General features: G+C 63.8%; 14 protein-coding genes. 5 read left to right on the top strand and 9 right to left on the bottom strand.

Translation table 11 applies throughout. The features are described from left to right. The first annotated feature begins 2 nt into the window (after positions 1-2). Positions 3-455, top strand: a complete 453-nt coding sequence (locus tag PKKP23_RS26760; RefSeq protein ID WP_126879114.1) for a DMT family transporter — start codon at positions 3-5, stop codon at positions 453-455. 109 nt (positions 456-564) lie between these two features. On the opposite strand, the gene argC is transcribed toward PKKP23_RS26760, so the two are convergent. Continuing rightward, positions 565-1494, bottom strand: a complete 930-nt coding sequence (argC, locus tag PKKP23_RS26755; protein ID WP_126879113.1) for an N-acetyl-gamma-glutamyl-phosphate reductase — start codon at positions 1492-1494, stop codon at positions 565-567. Between the two features lie 130 nt (positions 1495-1624). Between argC and PKKP23_RS26750 the strand changes: the two genes are divergently transcribed. From PKKP23_RS26750 to PKKP23_RS26735, 4 genes are all read left to right on the top strand, one after another. Beyond that, positions 1625-2509 carry a LysR family transcriptional regulator gene (locus tag PKKP23_RS26750; protein ID WP_126879112.1) on the top strand — a complete coding sequence of 295 codons (885 nt, stop codon included), beginning with the start codon at positions 1625-1627 and terminating at the stop codon, positions 2507-2509. A gap of 230 nt (positions 2510-2739) precedes the next feature. Next, positions 2740-3069: a low molecular weight protein tyrosine phosphatase family protein gene (locus PKKP23_RS26745; RefSeq protein ID WP_126879111.1), complete on the top strand. Its 330-nt coding sequence runs from the start codon at positions 2740-2742 to the stop codon at positions 3067-3069. A 498-nt stretch (positions 3070-3567) separates the two neighbouring features. Further along, positions 3568-5616, top strand: coding sequence for a c-type cytochrome (locus tag PKKP23_RS26740; protein ID WP_126879110.1), 2049 nt, complete (start codon positions 3568-3570; stop codon positions 5614-5616). 223 nt (positions 5617-5839) lie between these two features. Then, positions 5840-6250 carry a group II truncated hemoglobin gene (locus PKKP23_RS26735; protein WP_126879180.1) on the top strand — a complete coding sequence of 137 codons (411 nt, stop codon included), beginning with the start codon at positions 5840-5842 and terminating at the stop codon, positions 6248-6250. Between the two features lie 498 nt (positions 6251-6748). Here the strand turns inward: PKKP23_RS26735 and PKKP23_RS26730 are convergent, their stop codons facing one another. The 8 genes from PKKP23_RS26730 to PKKP23_RS26695 are packed head-to-tail and all read right to left on the bottom strand — an operon-like array spanning position 6749 to position 14056. Then, positions 6749-7714, bottom strand: a complete 966-nt coding sequence (locus PKKP23_RS26730; protein ID WP_126879109.1) for a type II secretion system F family protein — start codon at positions 7712-7714, stop codon at positions 6749-6751. 47 nt (positions 7715-7761) lie between these two features. Beyond that, the gene (locus PKKP23_RS26725) at positions 7762-8739 is read right to left on the bottom strand and encodes a type II secretion system F family protein (RefSeq protein ID WP_126879108.1); all 978 of its coding nucleotides are present in this window, start codon (positions 8737-8739) and stop codon (positions 7762-7764) included. Between the two features lie 15 nt (positions 8740-8754). Then, positions 8755-10122 (bottom strand): TadA family conjugal transfer-associated ATPase, encoded by a 1368-nt coding sequence (locus PKKP23_RS26720; RefSeq protein ID WP_017775226.1) that lies wholly within the window; start codon positions 10120-10122, stop codon positions 8755-8757. Positions 10123-10143: 21 nt separating this feature from the next. Further along, positions 10144-11397, bottom strand: a complete 1254-nt coding sequence (locus PKKP23_RS26715) for a CpaE/TadZ family protein (protein ID WP_126879107.1) — start codon at positions 11395-11397, stop codon at positions 10144-10146. A gap of 42 nt (positions 11398-11439) precedes the next feature. Next, positions 11440-11913, bottom strand: a complete 474-nt coding sequence (locus tag PKKP23_RS26710; protein ID WP_017775228.1) for a TadE/TadG family type IV pilus assembly protein — start codon at positions 11911-11913, stop codon at positions 11440-11442. Beyond that, a complete protein-coding gene (locus PKKP23_RS26705; protein WP_126879179.1) occupies positions 11910-12416 on the bottom strand; it encodes a TadE/TadG family type IV pilus assembly protein in 507 nt (168 codons plus the stop codon). The genes PKKP23_RS26710 and PKKP23_RS26705 overlap by 4 nt, the downstream gene beginning before the upstream one ends. 47 nt (positions 12417-12463) lie before the next feature. Beyond that, a complete protein-coding gene (locus PKKP23_RS26700) occupies positions 12464-13711 on the bottom strand; it encodes a pilus assembly protein TadG-related protein (RefSeq protein WP_420873253.1) in 1248 nt (415 codons plus the stop codon). Between the two features lie 24 nt (positions 13712-13735). After that, a complete protein-coding gene (locus PKKP23_RS26695; protein WP_240659154.1) occupies positions 13736-14056 on the bottom strand; it encodes a hypothetical protein in 321 nt (106 codons plus the stop codon). Positions 14057-14058: the final 2 nt, after the last annotated feature.

The following is a 14058-nucleotide window of genomic DNA, read 5'->3' as shown; positions in this document are numbered from 1 at the left end:
CCATGAACCGGAGTTTCACGATACTGCTGCTTATCGCGGCGGGCATATCGTTGATTGTGCAGAATCTTCTGATGGTACGCATCACCGCAACAGCCTCAACGGTACTTATAGCCCTGGTGATTAATTCGGGCGCTGGTCTGGGGCTTCTGCTCCTCCTTCTGTTGGGCCGCAACGGCCTTGATGGCATCGTCGAAGCCGTTGGAACTATTCGACCCTGGTCACTGTTGCCAGGATTGCTGGGCTCGTTCTTTGTCTTCGCCGGAATACATGGATATCAGCGGATTGGCGCAGCATCCACCATAGCCGTTTTGGTCGCCAGCCAGCTTGTTACTGGGCTGATTGTCGATGCAAGCAGGTCGACGTCAGCGAACTATTTCCAGTCACATGCCTTTTCCGTTCTGGGCGGAGTTCTCCTTATAGCGGGAGCATTTCTTGTTGTGAGACGGAGCTTCTAACTAGCCGGCGATGACCGTGCAGTCGAAGGGCTGCTTTTGCCCGACCTCTGCCCGATGCGATCGGCTTGCATCGACCCCTAGCCAGCCAGTTAGCTCGAACCATCGGCCACTATTGCTGCGTGAGCATGAGGTTCAGGTTCTGAACCGCGGCACCGGATGCTCCCTTGCCGAGATTGTCGAACACCGCGGACAGGAGGACATGCCCGTGCTCCATGTTGGGAAACACGCCCAGGTGCATGTCGTTCGTACCGTTCAGCGCTTGCGGATCCAGGGGCGCCAGGCCGCCCGATTCGTGCAGCGGCAAGACACGCACGTGGGCCGCCTCGGCATAGTGACGTGCGAGACAGGCGTGTAACGTGGCCCCCTCCACGCCGGGCGCCAGCAGCGTCAACGCCAGCGGCACCGTCAGCACGATGCCCTGGCGGAACGCTCCATACGCAGGGACGAAAATGGGACGTTGCGCAAGCAAGGCGTGCTGCTGGATCTCCGGCGCGTGCTTGTGCGCGAGTTCCAGACCGTAGACCTGGTATGAAGGCGCGTTGGCCGCGCCCGGCCCCTCGTGTTCCTCCACGCCGGCACGTCCCCGTCCGGAGTAGCCGGATACCGCGTGGATGCTGATCGGGTAATTGCCCGGTATGAGCCCTGCCTGCATCAATGGACGCAGCAGACCAACTGCACCAGTCGGATAGCAACCGGGATTGGTGACCCGACGTGCGCTCGCAATGTGCCCAGCCTGCCCCGGCGACATTTCCGGGAAACCGTAAGTCCAGTCCGGCTGCGTGCGATGGGCGGAGCTTGCGTCGATAACGCGGACGGCAGGATTGACGATGGCGCCCACTGCCTCGCGCGCGGCGGCATCGGGCAAACAAAGCATGGCGATGTCGCAGGCGTTGATAGCTTCTGCACGACGCCGCGAGTCTTTGCGCTCCGCAGCGGCAAGTGTGAACAGTCTGATGTCGGTGCGGTCGCGCAGCCGGTCATGGATTTGCAGCCCGGTGGTGCCCTGGTCGCCGTCGATGAAAACTAGGGGGGCGCTCATACGTGGGTGACTCCGCTGACTGTGGGTTATAAAAAGGCAAATCGAGCCCCTATGTTGCGCGGACGTCTAGAATAGAGGAAGTTGAATTTCATGACGTGAACATTCAGTTTTTCTGAATCTGGACGGCAACATGCGAGAAATCAGCCTGGACCGTTTGCGCACCCTGATTTCCGTTGCCGATCGGGGTTCATTTGTCGATGCGGCGCGTGCATTGAACCTGGCGCCGCCCACAGTCAGCCTCCACATCGCTGAACTCGAAGACCGCATTGGCGCGCCACTCCTGTTGCGCAAGCGCGGACAGGTGGGGCCGACGCCCATAGGCGAGGAGCTGGTAGAGCGCGCGCGTCGACTGCTGGCCGACGCGGAGCAAGCGTTAGACGATATTCAACGCCAGGTAGCGGGACTCGAAGGGCGTGCGCGTCTCGGCGCGTCGACAGGCGTGATCGCCCACCTGCTGCCGCAAGCGCTCGAGGTCCTGCGCGAGCACCATCCCGCCATCGACATTCAGATTGCCGTGCTCACTTCGCAGGAAACCCTGTCCCGGCTGGTGGATGGAACGCTGGATGTCGGGTTGATCGCGTTGCCTCAGCCACCCGTGGCTGGACTCGTGATAAAGCCCTGGCGCCGCGACCCTGTGATGGCCTTTGTGCCAGCGCAGTGGCGGTGTCCGGCCCGCATCACCCCTGAGTGGCTCGCCGCTCGACCTCTCATTCTCAATGACGCGACCACGCGTCTTTCGCGTCTGACGGCGGAGTGGTTCGCGACCGCAGGGCACCATCCTTCGCCGCGCATTCAGCTCAACTACAACGATGCGATCAAGAGTCTGGTAGCGGCAGGTTACGGCGCAGCGCTGTTGCCCCACGAGGCCACTACGCCCATGCCCGACGAGCGCATTGCCATGCGTCCGCTGCGCCCGGCGTTGTGGCGTCGGCTCGGTATTGCGCACCGTGCGGGGCACGTTGAGCGTTCCACGCAACACGTACTTGATGTGTTGTGGGATTTGCGATTGGCGTAGGCGTTGTCATTCACGCACGGTGGATGCAACGACGAACCGCGGGCCACGTGCCATCGCAGCGCGTGGCCGATGTTATGGCGAACATCCCCAGAGCGTTGCTGCCACGAGTACATCGTGGACCTGATACGGGCGCGCTCGCCCAGATTCGCGAAAATCCGCAAGCTCCTGATTCTCTGAGGGAGAATCGTGGCTTGCCCGTTGTGAGGGAAGAGACTCATGAAAGGCGACGCATGACCCGCGCACTATTTATCTGCAGCAGGAACCGGTTGCGCAGCCCAACGGCTGAAGACGTGTTTTCCGGCTGGAAGGACGTTGAAACGGACTCTGCCGGCGTGGCACCCGATGCGCAAACGCCAGTCTCAAGCGGGCAGATCGCTTGGGCCGACATCATTTTCGTGATGGAGCGCGCACACAAGGCGAAGCTCTCCAGAAAATTCGGCCCTTTCCTGAAAGGCAAAAGAATCGTCTGTCTCGACATCCCCGACAAATACGCCTTCATGCAGCCCGAACTGATTGCGCTGCTGGAGCGCAAGGCCGGGAGCTTCCTGCGACATTCCTGATGATGTGCGCCCCGCACACGGCGTCGCTCACAAAACACGGCGTAGTCGGCATATGCGCGACGTGCCGTCGTTTGCGTCGATCCGCAACGGAGATGCGACGAAATGCCACGAGCGTGGCGACGCCAACCACAACCGCTGCGACCCGTCAGCCCTGCCTGAGACCTTGAGCGCGCATCCGGCGCCTCCGCATTCGCGAGTGACCGAACACCACCCGCAGTCAAGGAGACCGGCATACGTCATGTGCACGGCCTGTCTGCATTGACACAGCCGGAATGGGCGTCCTATATTTCCCGCCGAAATTTGCTTATTCAACTATGGAATAAGCGAAGACGTCCTGCGGCCGGCAAATCACCGTTCGAACACCGCAGCGGCTGGACTCGCGTGAAGCGGCTGTAAAGACGCGAGCCTCCACGCCGGTGCATCGAAGCCGCGTAGCGCTCCGGACAAGAACGACGGGCACAGCCGTCACACGCGGTGCGACCAGGGAACCCGTACAAGATGAAACAACGAAAATTTTCGCGCTGGATCATCGCCGCCCTGGCGATGGGCGTCCACTACGCGCTCGCCGCCCAGGCCGATGCACCGAAGGGGCCGGACGCAGACCTCGTCACACGCGGCGCGTACGTTGCCCGCCTCGGCGATTGCGTTGCCTGTCATACGGCCCCGAACGGGAAACCCATTGCCGGAGGGCTGCCGCTCAACACGCCGCTGGGTGCCGTGTATTCGACCAACATCACGCCCGACGACGCGACCGGCATAGGCCGCTACACCTTTGCCCAGTTCGAGCGGGTCATGCGAAAAGGCATCGCCGCCGACAACCATTACCTCTACCCTGCGATGCCCTATCCGTCGTACGCGAAGATGAACGACGAGGATATGCACGCGCTGTTTGCCTACCTGAAGCAGGGCGTCGAGCCGGTCAGCCAGCCCAACCGGGCAACCGGTATCCCCTGGCCGTTCAACATGCGCTGGACGCTCGCCGCATGGAACTGGCTGTTCCTGGACAGCGCGCCCTACGTGCCCGACCCGCAGCGCAGCGCCGAATGGAACCGGGGCGCGTATCTCGTGCAGGGCGCCGGCCATTGCGGCGCGTGTCATACGCCACGTGGCATCGGGTTTCAGGAAAAGGCGCTATCCGACGCGGGTAGCAACGGCAGCGCATTCCTGTCCGGCGCGACGGTCGACTCGTGGCATGCCGTCAATCTGCGTAACCTGTGGACGACCCGCGATCTCGTCACCTTGCTCAAGACCGGCCAGAACCGCTACGGTGACGCAGCGGGCGGCATGGGTGACGTCGTTCATCACAGCACGCAATACATGAGCGATGCGGATCTGAACGCCATCGCAACGTATCTCGTGTCGCTGTCCGGCAAACCGGCGGGCGCACGCGCAGACGGCGGCCCGATAGCGCAGACGGCGCACGCGCAACCGGCCGGGCTTCTGACCACCCGAGGCGGCCTCGGATACCTGCAGTTCTGCGCCTCCTGCCATCAGACCGACGGTCGCGGCTTCACGCCGGTATTCCCGCCGCTGTCCCGCAACACGGCCCTGCTTTCCGCCGACCCGGTTTCCTCCATTCACGTGGTACTGACCGGATGGCAGACGCCGCAGACGGCAGCCCATCCACGGGTCTATACGATGCCGGCGTTCGACAGGCTCTCCGACGAGGAACTGGCGGACATCCTGACGTTCGCGCGCACGACCTGGGGAGGACAGCGCGTTCCCGTGAGCGCGTCCGCCGTCGGGAAGCTTCGCCGCGAACTGGCGTTGAAGACCGACACGCCGGCGACCTTCCAGACACCGCGTTTCGCCGCGATGCTCGACCAGCAGAACGCCGCACAGCTCGCGCGCGGAATGCAGCTGATGGTCGACACGAAAGCGCAGCTGCCACGCAACGTCGGCAACTCGCTCAACTGTGCGAGCTGCCACCTCAACGCGGGCACGGTTGCGGATGCCTCGCCGTTCGTGGGTCTTTCCGCCCAGTTTCCCAGCTATGCCGCGCGTGCCGGCAAGGTCATTACGCTGGCCGACCGTATCAACGGCTGCATGCTGCGCTCGATGAACGGCAAACCGCTGCCTCTTGATTCGGCGGACATGAAGGCCATGCTGGCGTGGTTCGACTGGATGAAGGGCACAGTCCAGCCGAAGAAAAAGATACCCGGACGCGGCGTGGGCGAGTTCAACCGGAACCTGAAGCCCAACATGGTTCACGGCAAGGAAGTGTATGCGGCGCAATGCGCGTCGTGTCACGGCGCAAACGGCGAAGGAACAAAGGCGCCCGACGGCCGCGACGTCTATCCCCCGCTATGGGGCGACGCGTCGTTCAACATCGGGGCCGGCATGGCGAGGCTCTACACCGCCGCCGCGTTCGTCCGGCACAACATGCCGATCGGGACACGCAACGAATTCCCCTTGGGGCAAGGCGGCCTGAGTGATCAAGACGCGCTCGACGTGGCTGCGTATTTCACGCAACAGCCCCGTCCCGACTTTGCTGCCAAGGTTCATGACTGGCCTCAAGGAGGCAAGCCGGCGGACGCCAGATACTGACGTGCGGCGGGGGAGATGCCGCGGAGCTCACGTGTTCGCCTCACGGAAACGCCGCGAAGTCGGTTCAACCACTGTCCCGACTTCGCGGCTCAGCGTCTCCATAGAGCTGGACGTACTGCGTGATCGAGCGGGGCGCGCCGCGATGGTCGACATCAATAGCGTTGCCGCCGGCATGCACGAAGCCCGCTCCATCGCTTCTGCCTTTTCCACATGGATTTCGCAAATGACAGACATATCGGACAAAGACCCACGACAGATAACGGCCTTCGATCTTGCTGGAGGCGAGGCGCGTGTGCGCCAACTTGTCGACCGGTTCTATGACCTGATGGACCTTGAGCCCGAGTTCGCAGAGCTTCGCGCCATGCATCCGCCCACGCTCGACGACACGCGGGACAAGCTGTTCTGGTTCCTGTGCGGCTGGCTCGGCGGCCCGGACCATTACGTTAGCCGTTTCGGCCATCCATGCCTGCGGTCACAGCATCTACCCTATGCCATTGCGTCGGCAGACCGCGATCAATGGGTCAAATGCATGGCGATGGCGATGGAACAAACCGGCCTGCCGGGGATGCTGCGCGAGCGGTTGCATCAATCGTTCTTCGAAATCGCGGACTGGATGCGTAATCGGGCAGATTGACTCGTGGGAGTTCGTATGCTTCCCATTGGCCCTCGTGTTTGCCGTTCACCTGGTGTGTATGCCCAGTTGACCTGTTTCACCCTAGCCTCGCACCAGTCTTTCCCGCAAGTCGATCTGGCGACGTACCACCCGGAACGGCCCGCTCGTGGCAACAGTACCGGCGACCGGCCGCGCACGGCATGGATCGCGCTGAAGCAGCCGAAGCGTCACGCACTCCTCCCCCGCTACACCACGGGACTGACACCGAAGCGCTCGCCGCAGATCGCGAATATCGGAAGTAAGGGACGGCATTCAGGTTTCCAATCGAAAGACGCGCTGCGCACGCGAAGCAAATAGCTTTCTCATTCTCCGTGCGCCATAGTTGAATAGGCAACGTCATCAAAGCGGGGCAGCGACCATCAATAACCGACAAGCTTCTCCCGGGCCAGATCGAAGGCACCCCAGACAACTCATTCCACGGCATAGTCAAGGTCAAGGCGCCATCCCCAATCGTGCCCCTCACTGCCCCGTCAACGTAGGCAACAACACACGATAAATATTGATAAACGCCGGCCCCAACAGCACCGTCAGCAGCGCCGGAAAAATGCAGAAGATCAGCGGAAACAGCAGCTTCAGCGCGATCTTCGCCGCACGTTCCTCGGCGCGCATGCGGCGGCGCGTGCGCAGCATGTCGGAGAGCACGCGCAGCGAATCCGCCACGCTCGTGCCGAAGCGTTCGGCCTGAATCAGCATTGTGCAGAACGAATCGATGTCTTCCACGCCCGTGCGCAGCGCGAGATTGCGCAGCGCCGTTTCACGCGTGAAGCCCGAACGCATTTCAAGCAGCGTAAGTTCCAGTTCGTCCGCCACGACCTTGCTGCGGTGGCGCAGTTCCTCGGCCACCTTGATGAGCGCGGCATCCAGACCCAGACCCGCTTCCACGCATACGGTCAGCAGATCGAGCGCGTCGGGGAAGTCTTCGAAGATCACACGCTGTCGCGCCGCGACGCGCCGCGACAGCACGCCGTTCGGCAGGTAATAGCCGAACGCGCCGAGCACCACGAGCATCGCCGAGAGCCCATAGGGCTTTTGCGCGAGGGGCGTGTGGATCAGCACGAGCGTGGCGATGGTGGGCAGGGCCAACGCGAGCAGCGTTTTGGCGGCAAGGTAGATGCCCGCGGCGTGCGGCGTGCGCCATCCCGCGTTCATGAGCTTGAGCCGCAGCGGTGAATTCTCCCAGCCGTCTTTGGGTAGCGAAAGCCTGGAGACCGGCTGCGCGATCTCGGCAAGCTTCGCGACCCAGTCCGGCGTGCCCGACGGCATATCGGCCGCGGGCGCCCCACCTTGCGGCGCCGCGCCCGCCTGAGCAAGCCGGCGCTCCATGCTGCGCGGCGCGAATACGAGCATGGCGCCGAACGCGGCGGCGAACACGAGAACGAACACGCCGCCCAGCAAGAGCAGGTGCGTGGAATTGAGGGTTTGCATGGCGACTCCTTGAGCAAGCGGTTACGGCAAACGCGCAGCGAAACGCGCTAGACACGGATACGGATGATGCGGCGCATCCACAGCACGCCGGAGACCATCGAAAGCAGCACCGTTTCAACCAGCTTCAGCCCCGCCGGATCCTTCCAGAGAATTTCGAGGAACGAAGGGTTCACCAGCATCATCAGCGCCGCCGTGCCGAACGGCAGCAGGCCCAGTATCCAGGCGGAAAGCCGGCCTTCCGCGGAAAGCACGCGAATCTTGTCGAACAGCTTGAAGCGCTCGCGAATCAGGCTGCCAATGCTGTCGAGCAGTTCGGCCAGATTGCCGCCGGTCTCGCGCTGGATCAGCACCGCGATCACGAAGTAGCGCAGGTCGCGAACCGGCACGCGTGCGGCGAGATTCAAGAGCGCTTCCTGAAGCGAGACGCCGTAATTGATCTCGTCGAACGTGATGCGGAATTCACCGCCCATCGGCTCGGCGAACTCGCTGCTCACCATGCCGATCGCGCTCGTGAACGCGTGGCCTGAGCGCAGCGCGCGCGCAATCATGTCGCACACTTCGGGCAACTGACGTTCGAGCTTCGCGAGCCGCTTCGTGCGCTTGCGCATCACGAAGAGCGACGGCAGAAACGCGGCGCCCACTGCGGCGAACACGGCATAGAGCATCGGCACGGGCAGGATCGACGTCACGGCCAGCGCCACGGAAGCCATGGCGACCGACACGCCCGCGAGTTTGGCCACGGACCACCCGAGCCCCGACTGCTGGAGCACGAGGTCAAGCGAGTGGATGCGCGGCACGCGCAGCAGGAGGCGGTCGAACGGACGCGCCTCGTTCAGCATGCGGTCCTTGAGGATGGAGAGTTGTTCCTTGTGCACCTGCCCGCCGGCGGACATCGCGCGAATACGCGCTTCGATGCGCCGCGCGGCCGGACCGTGACGGCTGTTCCACCATTGATAGAGGCCTTCGAACGCGAGCACTACCGCGACGAACAGCAGGATGACGAAAGCGTAGAAGGTCGGGTCCATGCGAAGCTCCTTCGGTCACGCGGTTTCGAAATGGCGCGACGGATCGTAGATCGCATCGGGCAAGTTGATGCCGAACGCCTGCAGCCGCTCGGTGAATTTCGGCCGTACGCCCGTTGCGCAGAAGTAGCCCCGCACGTTTCCGTTCGCGTCGAGCCCCGTGCGTTTGAACGTGAAAATTTCCTGCATGTTGATCATGTCGCCTTCCATGCCGGTGATCTCCTGAATGCTCACGATCTTGCGGCGCCCGTCGGTGAGGCGCGCGGCCTGCACGACCACGGAGATGGCCGAAGCGATCTGCTGGCGCATGGTCTTCGGCGGCAGCGCGAGGCCCACCAGGCCGATCATGTTTTCGAGGCGCGTCAGTGCATCGCGCGGGGTGTTCGCGTGAATGGTGGCGAGCGACCCTTCGTGACCCGTGTTCATCGCGTTGAGCATGTCGAGCGCTTCGGCGCCGCGCACTTCGCCCAGGATGATGCGGTCCGGACGCATACGCAACGCGTTGCGCACCAGCGTGCGCTGCGTGATTTCGCCCTTGCCTTCAATGTTGGGCGGCCGCGTTTCGAGTCGCAGCACATGCTGCTGACGCAGTTGCAGTTCCGCCGCGTCTTCGATCGTCACGATACGTTCGGATTCCGGAATGAATCCCGAAAGGATATTGAGCAGCGTGGTCTTGCCGCTGCCCGTGCCGCCCGAAACGAGAATGTTGACCTTCGCGCGCGCAAGGGCTTCGAGCACCTCGGCAATGGGCGGCGTGAGGCTTTGCAGCCGCACGAGGTCGGACACCTGCAGCGGATTGACCGAAAAACGGCGGATGGAAAGCAGCGGCCCGTCCACTGCGGAAGGCGGAATGATGGCGTTGACGCGCGAGCCGTCGGGCAGGCGCGCGTCCACCATCGGGCTTGACTCGTCGATGCGCCGGCCCACGCGCGAGACGATCTTCTCGATCACCTTCATGAGGTGCGCGTCGTCGTAGAACGTGACGTCTGTGAGTTCGAGCCGGCCGTTGCGCTCCACGTAGGTGTGCTGATACGTGTTCACCAGGATGTCCGAAATGCTCGGGTCGCGCAGCAGCGTTTCGAGCGGACCGAAGCCGAACATCTCGTCGTACACGTCGATGGCAAGCTGCTTGCGTTCGAGGTCGTTGGTGGGCAGCTTCTGTTCGTCCAGAATGCGGCTCACCAGCGTCGCAATTTCCTGGCGCACCTGGTCCGCAGGCAGACGCGAAAGACGTTCCAGCTCCACGCGGTCCAGTACCGCGAGGTGAATCTCGCGGCGCAGTTTCTGCCACGCTTCACGGGCGGCACCGTTGTGGGGGCGCGGCGCGTCGGCCAACCCTGCAACGGGTGCCACACGCTGGAGCGAAATATGGTCACGCAATGACATGGCGGTCTCCTCGATTCGGGCTTACATGGTTCTGAGTTTCGGCGTCGCCTTCGGCGGCAAGCTGGTTGCTGCCTTGGGCGACGCGCCGCGGCCGAGCAGGCGCGCAAAAAGCGGTTCGCCTCGCCCCGCGGCCTGGTTGCCGGGGCGCGCCGCTTCCACGATCTGGTTGGCGTACCGTTGCAGGCTGCGCGCCACGTTGCTGCTGCGCGCGAGTTTCGAGACGGGCAGTCCCTGGTTGATGGCCTCGGTCACCACGCTCTCGTCGTCGGGAATGGTCTGCCACGCGCGCAGGCCCAGCACTTCTTCCAGCGCCGCGCGGGCGCGCTCGCCCGAACGCGCGTAGCGGTTGAGGATCAGCCGCATGCGGTCCACGGGGTAGCCGAGCGAGACGAGAATTTCCTGCAGGCGGCGCGCAGCCCGCACGTGAGGCATGTTTGCCTGCAGGACGAGATGGATCTGCTCGCTGAGGTCGAGCGCGATCATGGAGAGGCGGTTGATGGACACGCCCAGATCCAGAATCACGAAGTCATAGCGCGGCGCGGCCACGCCAAGAATCCATTCGAGTCCGTCTTCGCGAATTTCGGCGGACTTGACCGGGTCGCCCGCGCCCGCGAGTACGTGGAAGTTTTCCGAAAGGCGCAGCACGCTTGCGTCGAAAAAGGCGCCGTCCATGCGCTCCACCTGTGCGCACATCTGCGGCAGCGTGGAGGGCGGTGTTTCGTCGGTGACGAGAAACGCGGCGTCGCCGAACTGCTGGTTGAGGTCCACGAGCAGCACGCGCTTGTCGCGCATCTGCGCGATTTCCCAGGCGACGTTGCCCGCTATCAGGCTCGTGCCCGTACCGCCTTTGCAGGAAATAAACGAGAGGAACTGCGTGTCGTGCGCGTCGCCTGCACTGCGTGCCGGACGTTGTGCCGCGGCACGTTCGAGCGCTTCGGCAAGCGTCTGCCGTTCGAGCGGCCAGCCGAGCACGTCGCGCACGCCGGCGCGCATGGCTTCGATCAACGTCTGCGGCGAAGCATCGGCTGTAATCAGAATGCAGGTGAGGCCCGGATGCTCGCGGCAAAGCCGCTCGATGACGGCGAGTTCCGCGGCTTGCAGTGCGCCTGCGTCCACGAGCAGGGCGTCGAAGGCGTCGAGCCCCTCGGCCCGGCCTTCCAGCTGCGAAGGCTTGCCCGCTGCGCGCGTGATGCGGTACAAGCCGCAGTCGCCGGCGAGCCGTGCGATCTGCGCGAGACGCGCGGCGTCTTCGGAGGTAACGAGGATATTCATCATGATGGTGGACCTCGCCGGTGGCGTTGGTAGCGTTGAAGGCATTTATTGACAGACGGTGCCGCCCGTTGAACTCGCAAGACTCTCGCGCGGCAGCGTCGTGGTGAGCGGCGGCATGGAGAGCGTCAACGGAACGAACGGAATCATGGTTTGCACGCTGAGGTTGGTCACGCTCACGGTGACCATCGTGCAGCTGTTGCGCGCGCTGGACGGGTCGGAGTCGCAGCCGGACGGCGCATAGGCAACGTTGACCTTGGAGCTGGCGAGCAGCGGCAGCAGCGACTGAATGCGCGTCTTCACGACGGTCGCGCCCGCATCGCAGACCACGGCCGTGCGCGCGCCGAGCCGCACGGCCTCACTCGCGGTGTTCCAGTAGAACAGCACGCGCCCGAACTCGCAGATGCCGATAAGCAGCGTGAAGAGAATCGCGCAGATCAACGCGAACTCGACGCTCGTAGCCCCGCGCTGTTTCGCGCAGCGCATGGCGGAAGGCGTGACGTAAGGGGCGCGCGTTTTCATGACACCTGCCTCATGATCGTGACGATGTTGCTGAACGTGATGGGCGGCAGCGTGAAGAACGCCGGCGTGGGCTGGTACGGGTAGCCCTTGATCTTCACTTCCACGAGGCTGATGCTGCCCGACAGATACGACGGGTTTGCCGTGCCGTTGTTGGTGTCGTAAGTCGGCACGTTCGCGAACTGCGCGGGGTCCGACGCATCGCTGCAACTCGCGGTGTGAGCGCTGTCGCAGATCACCACCATCGACGTGGTGAGCCCGGGCGCGAGTTCCGTGCCCTGCGTGCCGCAGGTGGTGCTGCCGTACACCACGAGGCACTGGGCCTGCGCAACCGGGTAGGCCGGGTCCGTGGGCAGATAGGTGGACAGGTAGCGTGCCGCGTCGCGCGTCGCCTTCGTGAGCGCCTCGTACTGATAGATGGCGCGGCCGAATTCGGCAATGCCCGTCACGATGATGAGCAGCGGAATCAGCACGAGCGCGAATTCCACCGTGGCGACGCCGCGCATGCAGCGCCGGCTGGAAAGACGAAGAGCGGAGCGGTTCATGGTTGCCTCTACTGGAGTAACACCGGAACCAGCGGGCCCACGGAGTTGCCGTTGCCCGGCACGCCGTGGGTGGCGCACGGGCTGCCGGCGGCAGACGACGAGCCGCGATATTCGAGATGCACCGGGCCCGCGCCGCCGCCCGACTGCATGGGGTCGAGCATCAGTACGCAGTCCCAGGAGGTGACGGCGGCGCTGTGGCCCGAGAGAAACTGCGTGCAGTCCACTTCCGGCGCGAGCGCGAGGCGGCGGTCGGCACCTGCGGAATAGCTGGTCTGCGCATACGATCCCTTCGTGCTGAGTTGCGCAGCGGAATCGCCCTGATACGAGGTGAAGGTCTGCCGCTTGCTCACAAAGTCGCTATATGCGTTTCCGGTCGTGGCGTTCCAGTTCGTGGATGTATAGGCGTATCCCGTGAAATCGGGCGTGCCGTCTGCCTGCGCATACGGGTTCGCGTAGATGCCGAAGCGCGTGTTATATGCCGCCGAGTCGGCCACCTTGTTGCCGGGCGAGCCGAGGCTCGTGCCGGTTGCGGGCAGCGAGCAGTAGTTGCCTGTGAGTTCGCTCTTGATCGACGACGCGCTGTTGCTGCCGTCCAGCGCGGCCCAGCCGAAGTCGCCGGAACCGTAAGTGGGCGGCGAGCCGGTTTTGGCCGTGAGCCACTGCCCGATGGTGTACGCCGAAGGACTCGACGGGCCGGCTGTACCCGGCTTGCAGATGAACACCGGAATGGCGCAGGTGGTTTGCGCTGCGCCCACGGTTGCCACTGCCATGGCAGAGACCGAGGACGCGTTTGCCACCGTCGAGCCGGGCATCATGTTGAGCGTCTGGATGAACCAGTTCGCAATGCCCGTGAGCTGCGTGGTGCACTTCACGTACTTGATGTTGGCGGGCGCCGCCACCGAACTCTTCGGCATGAACGCGTTGTTCAGCGAGTCGCTGAACGTAACGTTGCTGTCGGTGGAAAGCTGCACGGCGTTCTGCTGGAACAGCGCGAAGTTGAGGTGGCCGGCGGTAATGCCGGCCGCTTCGGACACCGACAGATTGATAGCTCCCGTCAGGTCGCGCGCGGCGGCGAGGGCGCACGCGTCGGCGCTGTTCTGCAGCTCGCTGCGGACCACGTACAGCTTGCCGAGATCGAGCGCGAGGCCGAGAAAGCCGATCAGCACGGCGATGGCCAGCGCGACGACGATGGCCACCGCTCCGCGCTCCTTGCGATGCGCGGCACGCCGCGCGCTCATTGAAGATCTCCGACGCATGACAGCCTCCCGCACACGTTGACGTTACTGGCCCGCGCCGCCGCCCGAACCGCTACCCACGCCGATCACGAATGCGTTCGGCGAGGGCGTGGGCGCCTCGAAGCTCTTTTGATAGACGTCCACGGCGGAGACGGCAGCCCGGCCGTCCATGTCGTGCGAGGCCTGGGCGTGCTCGGCTGCGTGCGGGTCGATGATCTGGGCCTGCGTGACGGCGCGTACGGCCTCGCCGAAATGCGCGTCCCAGATCGGCGTGCTGGTCATGCAGCCGCCCAGCGCGAGGAGGGTGGTGCCAGCGGCCACGGCCGCCGTGGTGCGAGACGCGAGAGCGAAGAATGCGAGTTTCATGA

The organism is Paraburkholderia kururiensis JCM 10599 = LMG 19447 (genome assembly GCF_003986935.1).
Classification (GTDB): Bacteria; Pseudomonadota; Gammaproteobacteria; order Burkholderiales; family Burkholderiaceae; genus Paraburkholderia; species Paraburkholderia kururiensis.
The sequence above is the reverse complement of the archived record's forward strand: the minus strand, read 5'-3'. Positions and strand labels throughout refer to the sequence as shown.

Bases quoted from the DNA above. Each gene is read 5' to 3' on its own strand.
- PKKP23_RS26700 (WP_420873253.1), bottom strand. From the start codon at position 13,711: ATGCGTCGGAGATCTTCAATGAGCGCGCGGCGTGCCGCGCATCGCAAG.
- PKKP23_RS26705 (WP_126879179.1), bottom strand. From the start codon at position 12,416: ATGCGCGGCGTCGCCACGGTGGAATTCGCGCTCGTGCTGATTCCGCTG.
- PKKP23_RS26710 (WP_017775228.1), bottom strand. From the start codon at position 11,913: ATGAAAACGCGCGCCCCTTACGTCACGCCTTCCGCCATGCGCTGCGCG.
- PKKP23_RS26720 (WP_017775226.1), bottom strand. From the start codon at position 10,122: ATGTCATTGCGTGACCATATTTCGCTCCAGCGTGTGGCACCCGTTGCA.
- PKKP23_RS26715 (WP_126879107.1), bottom strand. From the start codon at position 11,397: ATGATGAATATCCTCGTTACCTCCGAAGACGCCGCGCGTCTCGCGCAG.
- PKKP23_RS26760 (WP_126879114.1), top strand. From the start codon at position 3: ATGAACCGGAGTTTCACGATACTGCTGCTTATCGCGGCGGGCATATCG.
- PKKP23_RS26745 (WP_126879111.1), top strand. From the start codon at position 2,740: ATGACCCGCGCACTATTTATCTGCAGCAGGAACCGGTTGCGCAGCCCA.
- PKKP23_RS26730 (WP_126879109.1), bottom strand. From the start codon at position 7,714: ATGCAAACCCTCAATTCCACGCACCTGCTCTTGCTGGGCGGCGTGTTC.
- PKKP23_RS26750 (WP_126879112.1), top strand. From the start codon at position 1,625: ATGCGAGAAATCAGCCTGGACCGTTTGCGCACCCTGATTTCCGTTGCC.
- PKKP23_RS26695 (WP_240659154.1), bottom strand. From the start codon at position 14,056: ATGAAACTCGCATTCTTCGCTCTCGCGTCTCGCACCACGGCGGCCGTG.
- argC (WP_126879113.1), bottom strand. From the start codon at position 1,494: ATGAGCGCCCCCCTAGTTTTCATCGACGGCGACCAGGGCACCACCGGG.
- PKKP23_RS26725 (WP_126879108.1), bottom strand. From the start codon at position 8,739: ATGGACCCGACCTTCTACGCTTTCGTCATCCTGCTGTTCGTCGCGGTA.
- PKKP23_RS26735 (WP_126879180.1), top strand. From the start codon at position 5,840: ATGACAGACATATCGGACAAAGACCCACGACAGATAACGGCCTTCGAT.
- PKKP23_RS26740 (WP_126879110.1), top strand. From the start codon at position 3,568: ATGAAACAACGAAAATTTTCGCGCTGGATCATCGCCGCCCTGGCGATG.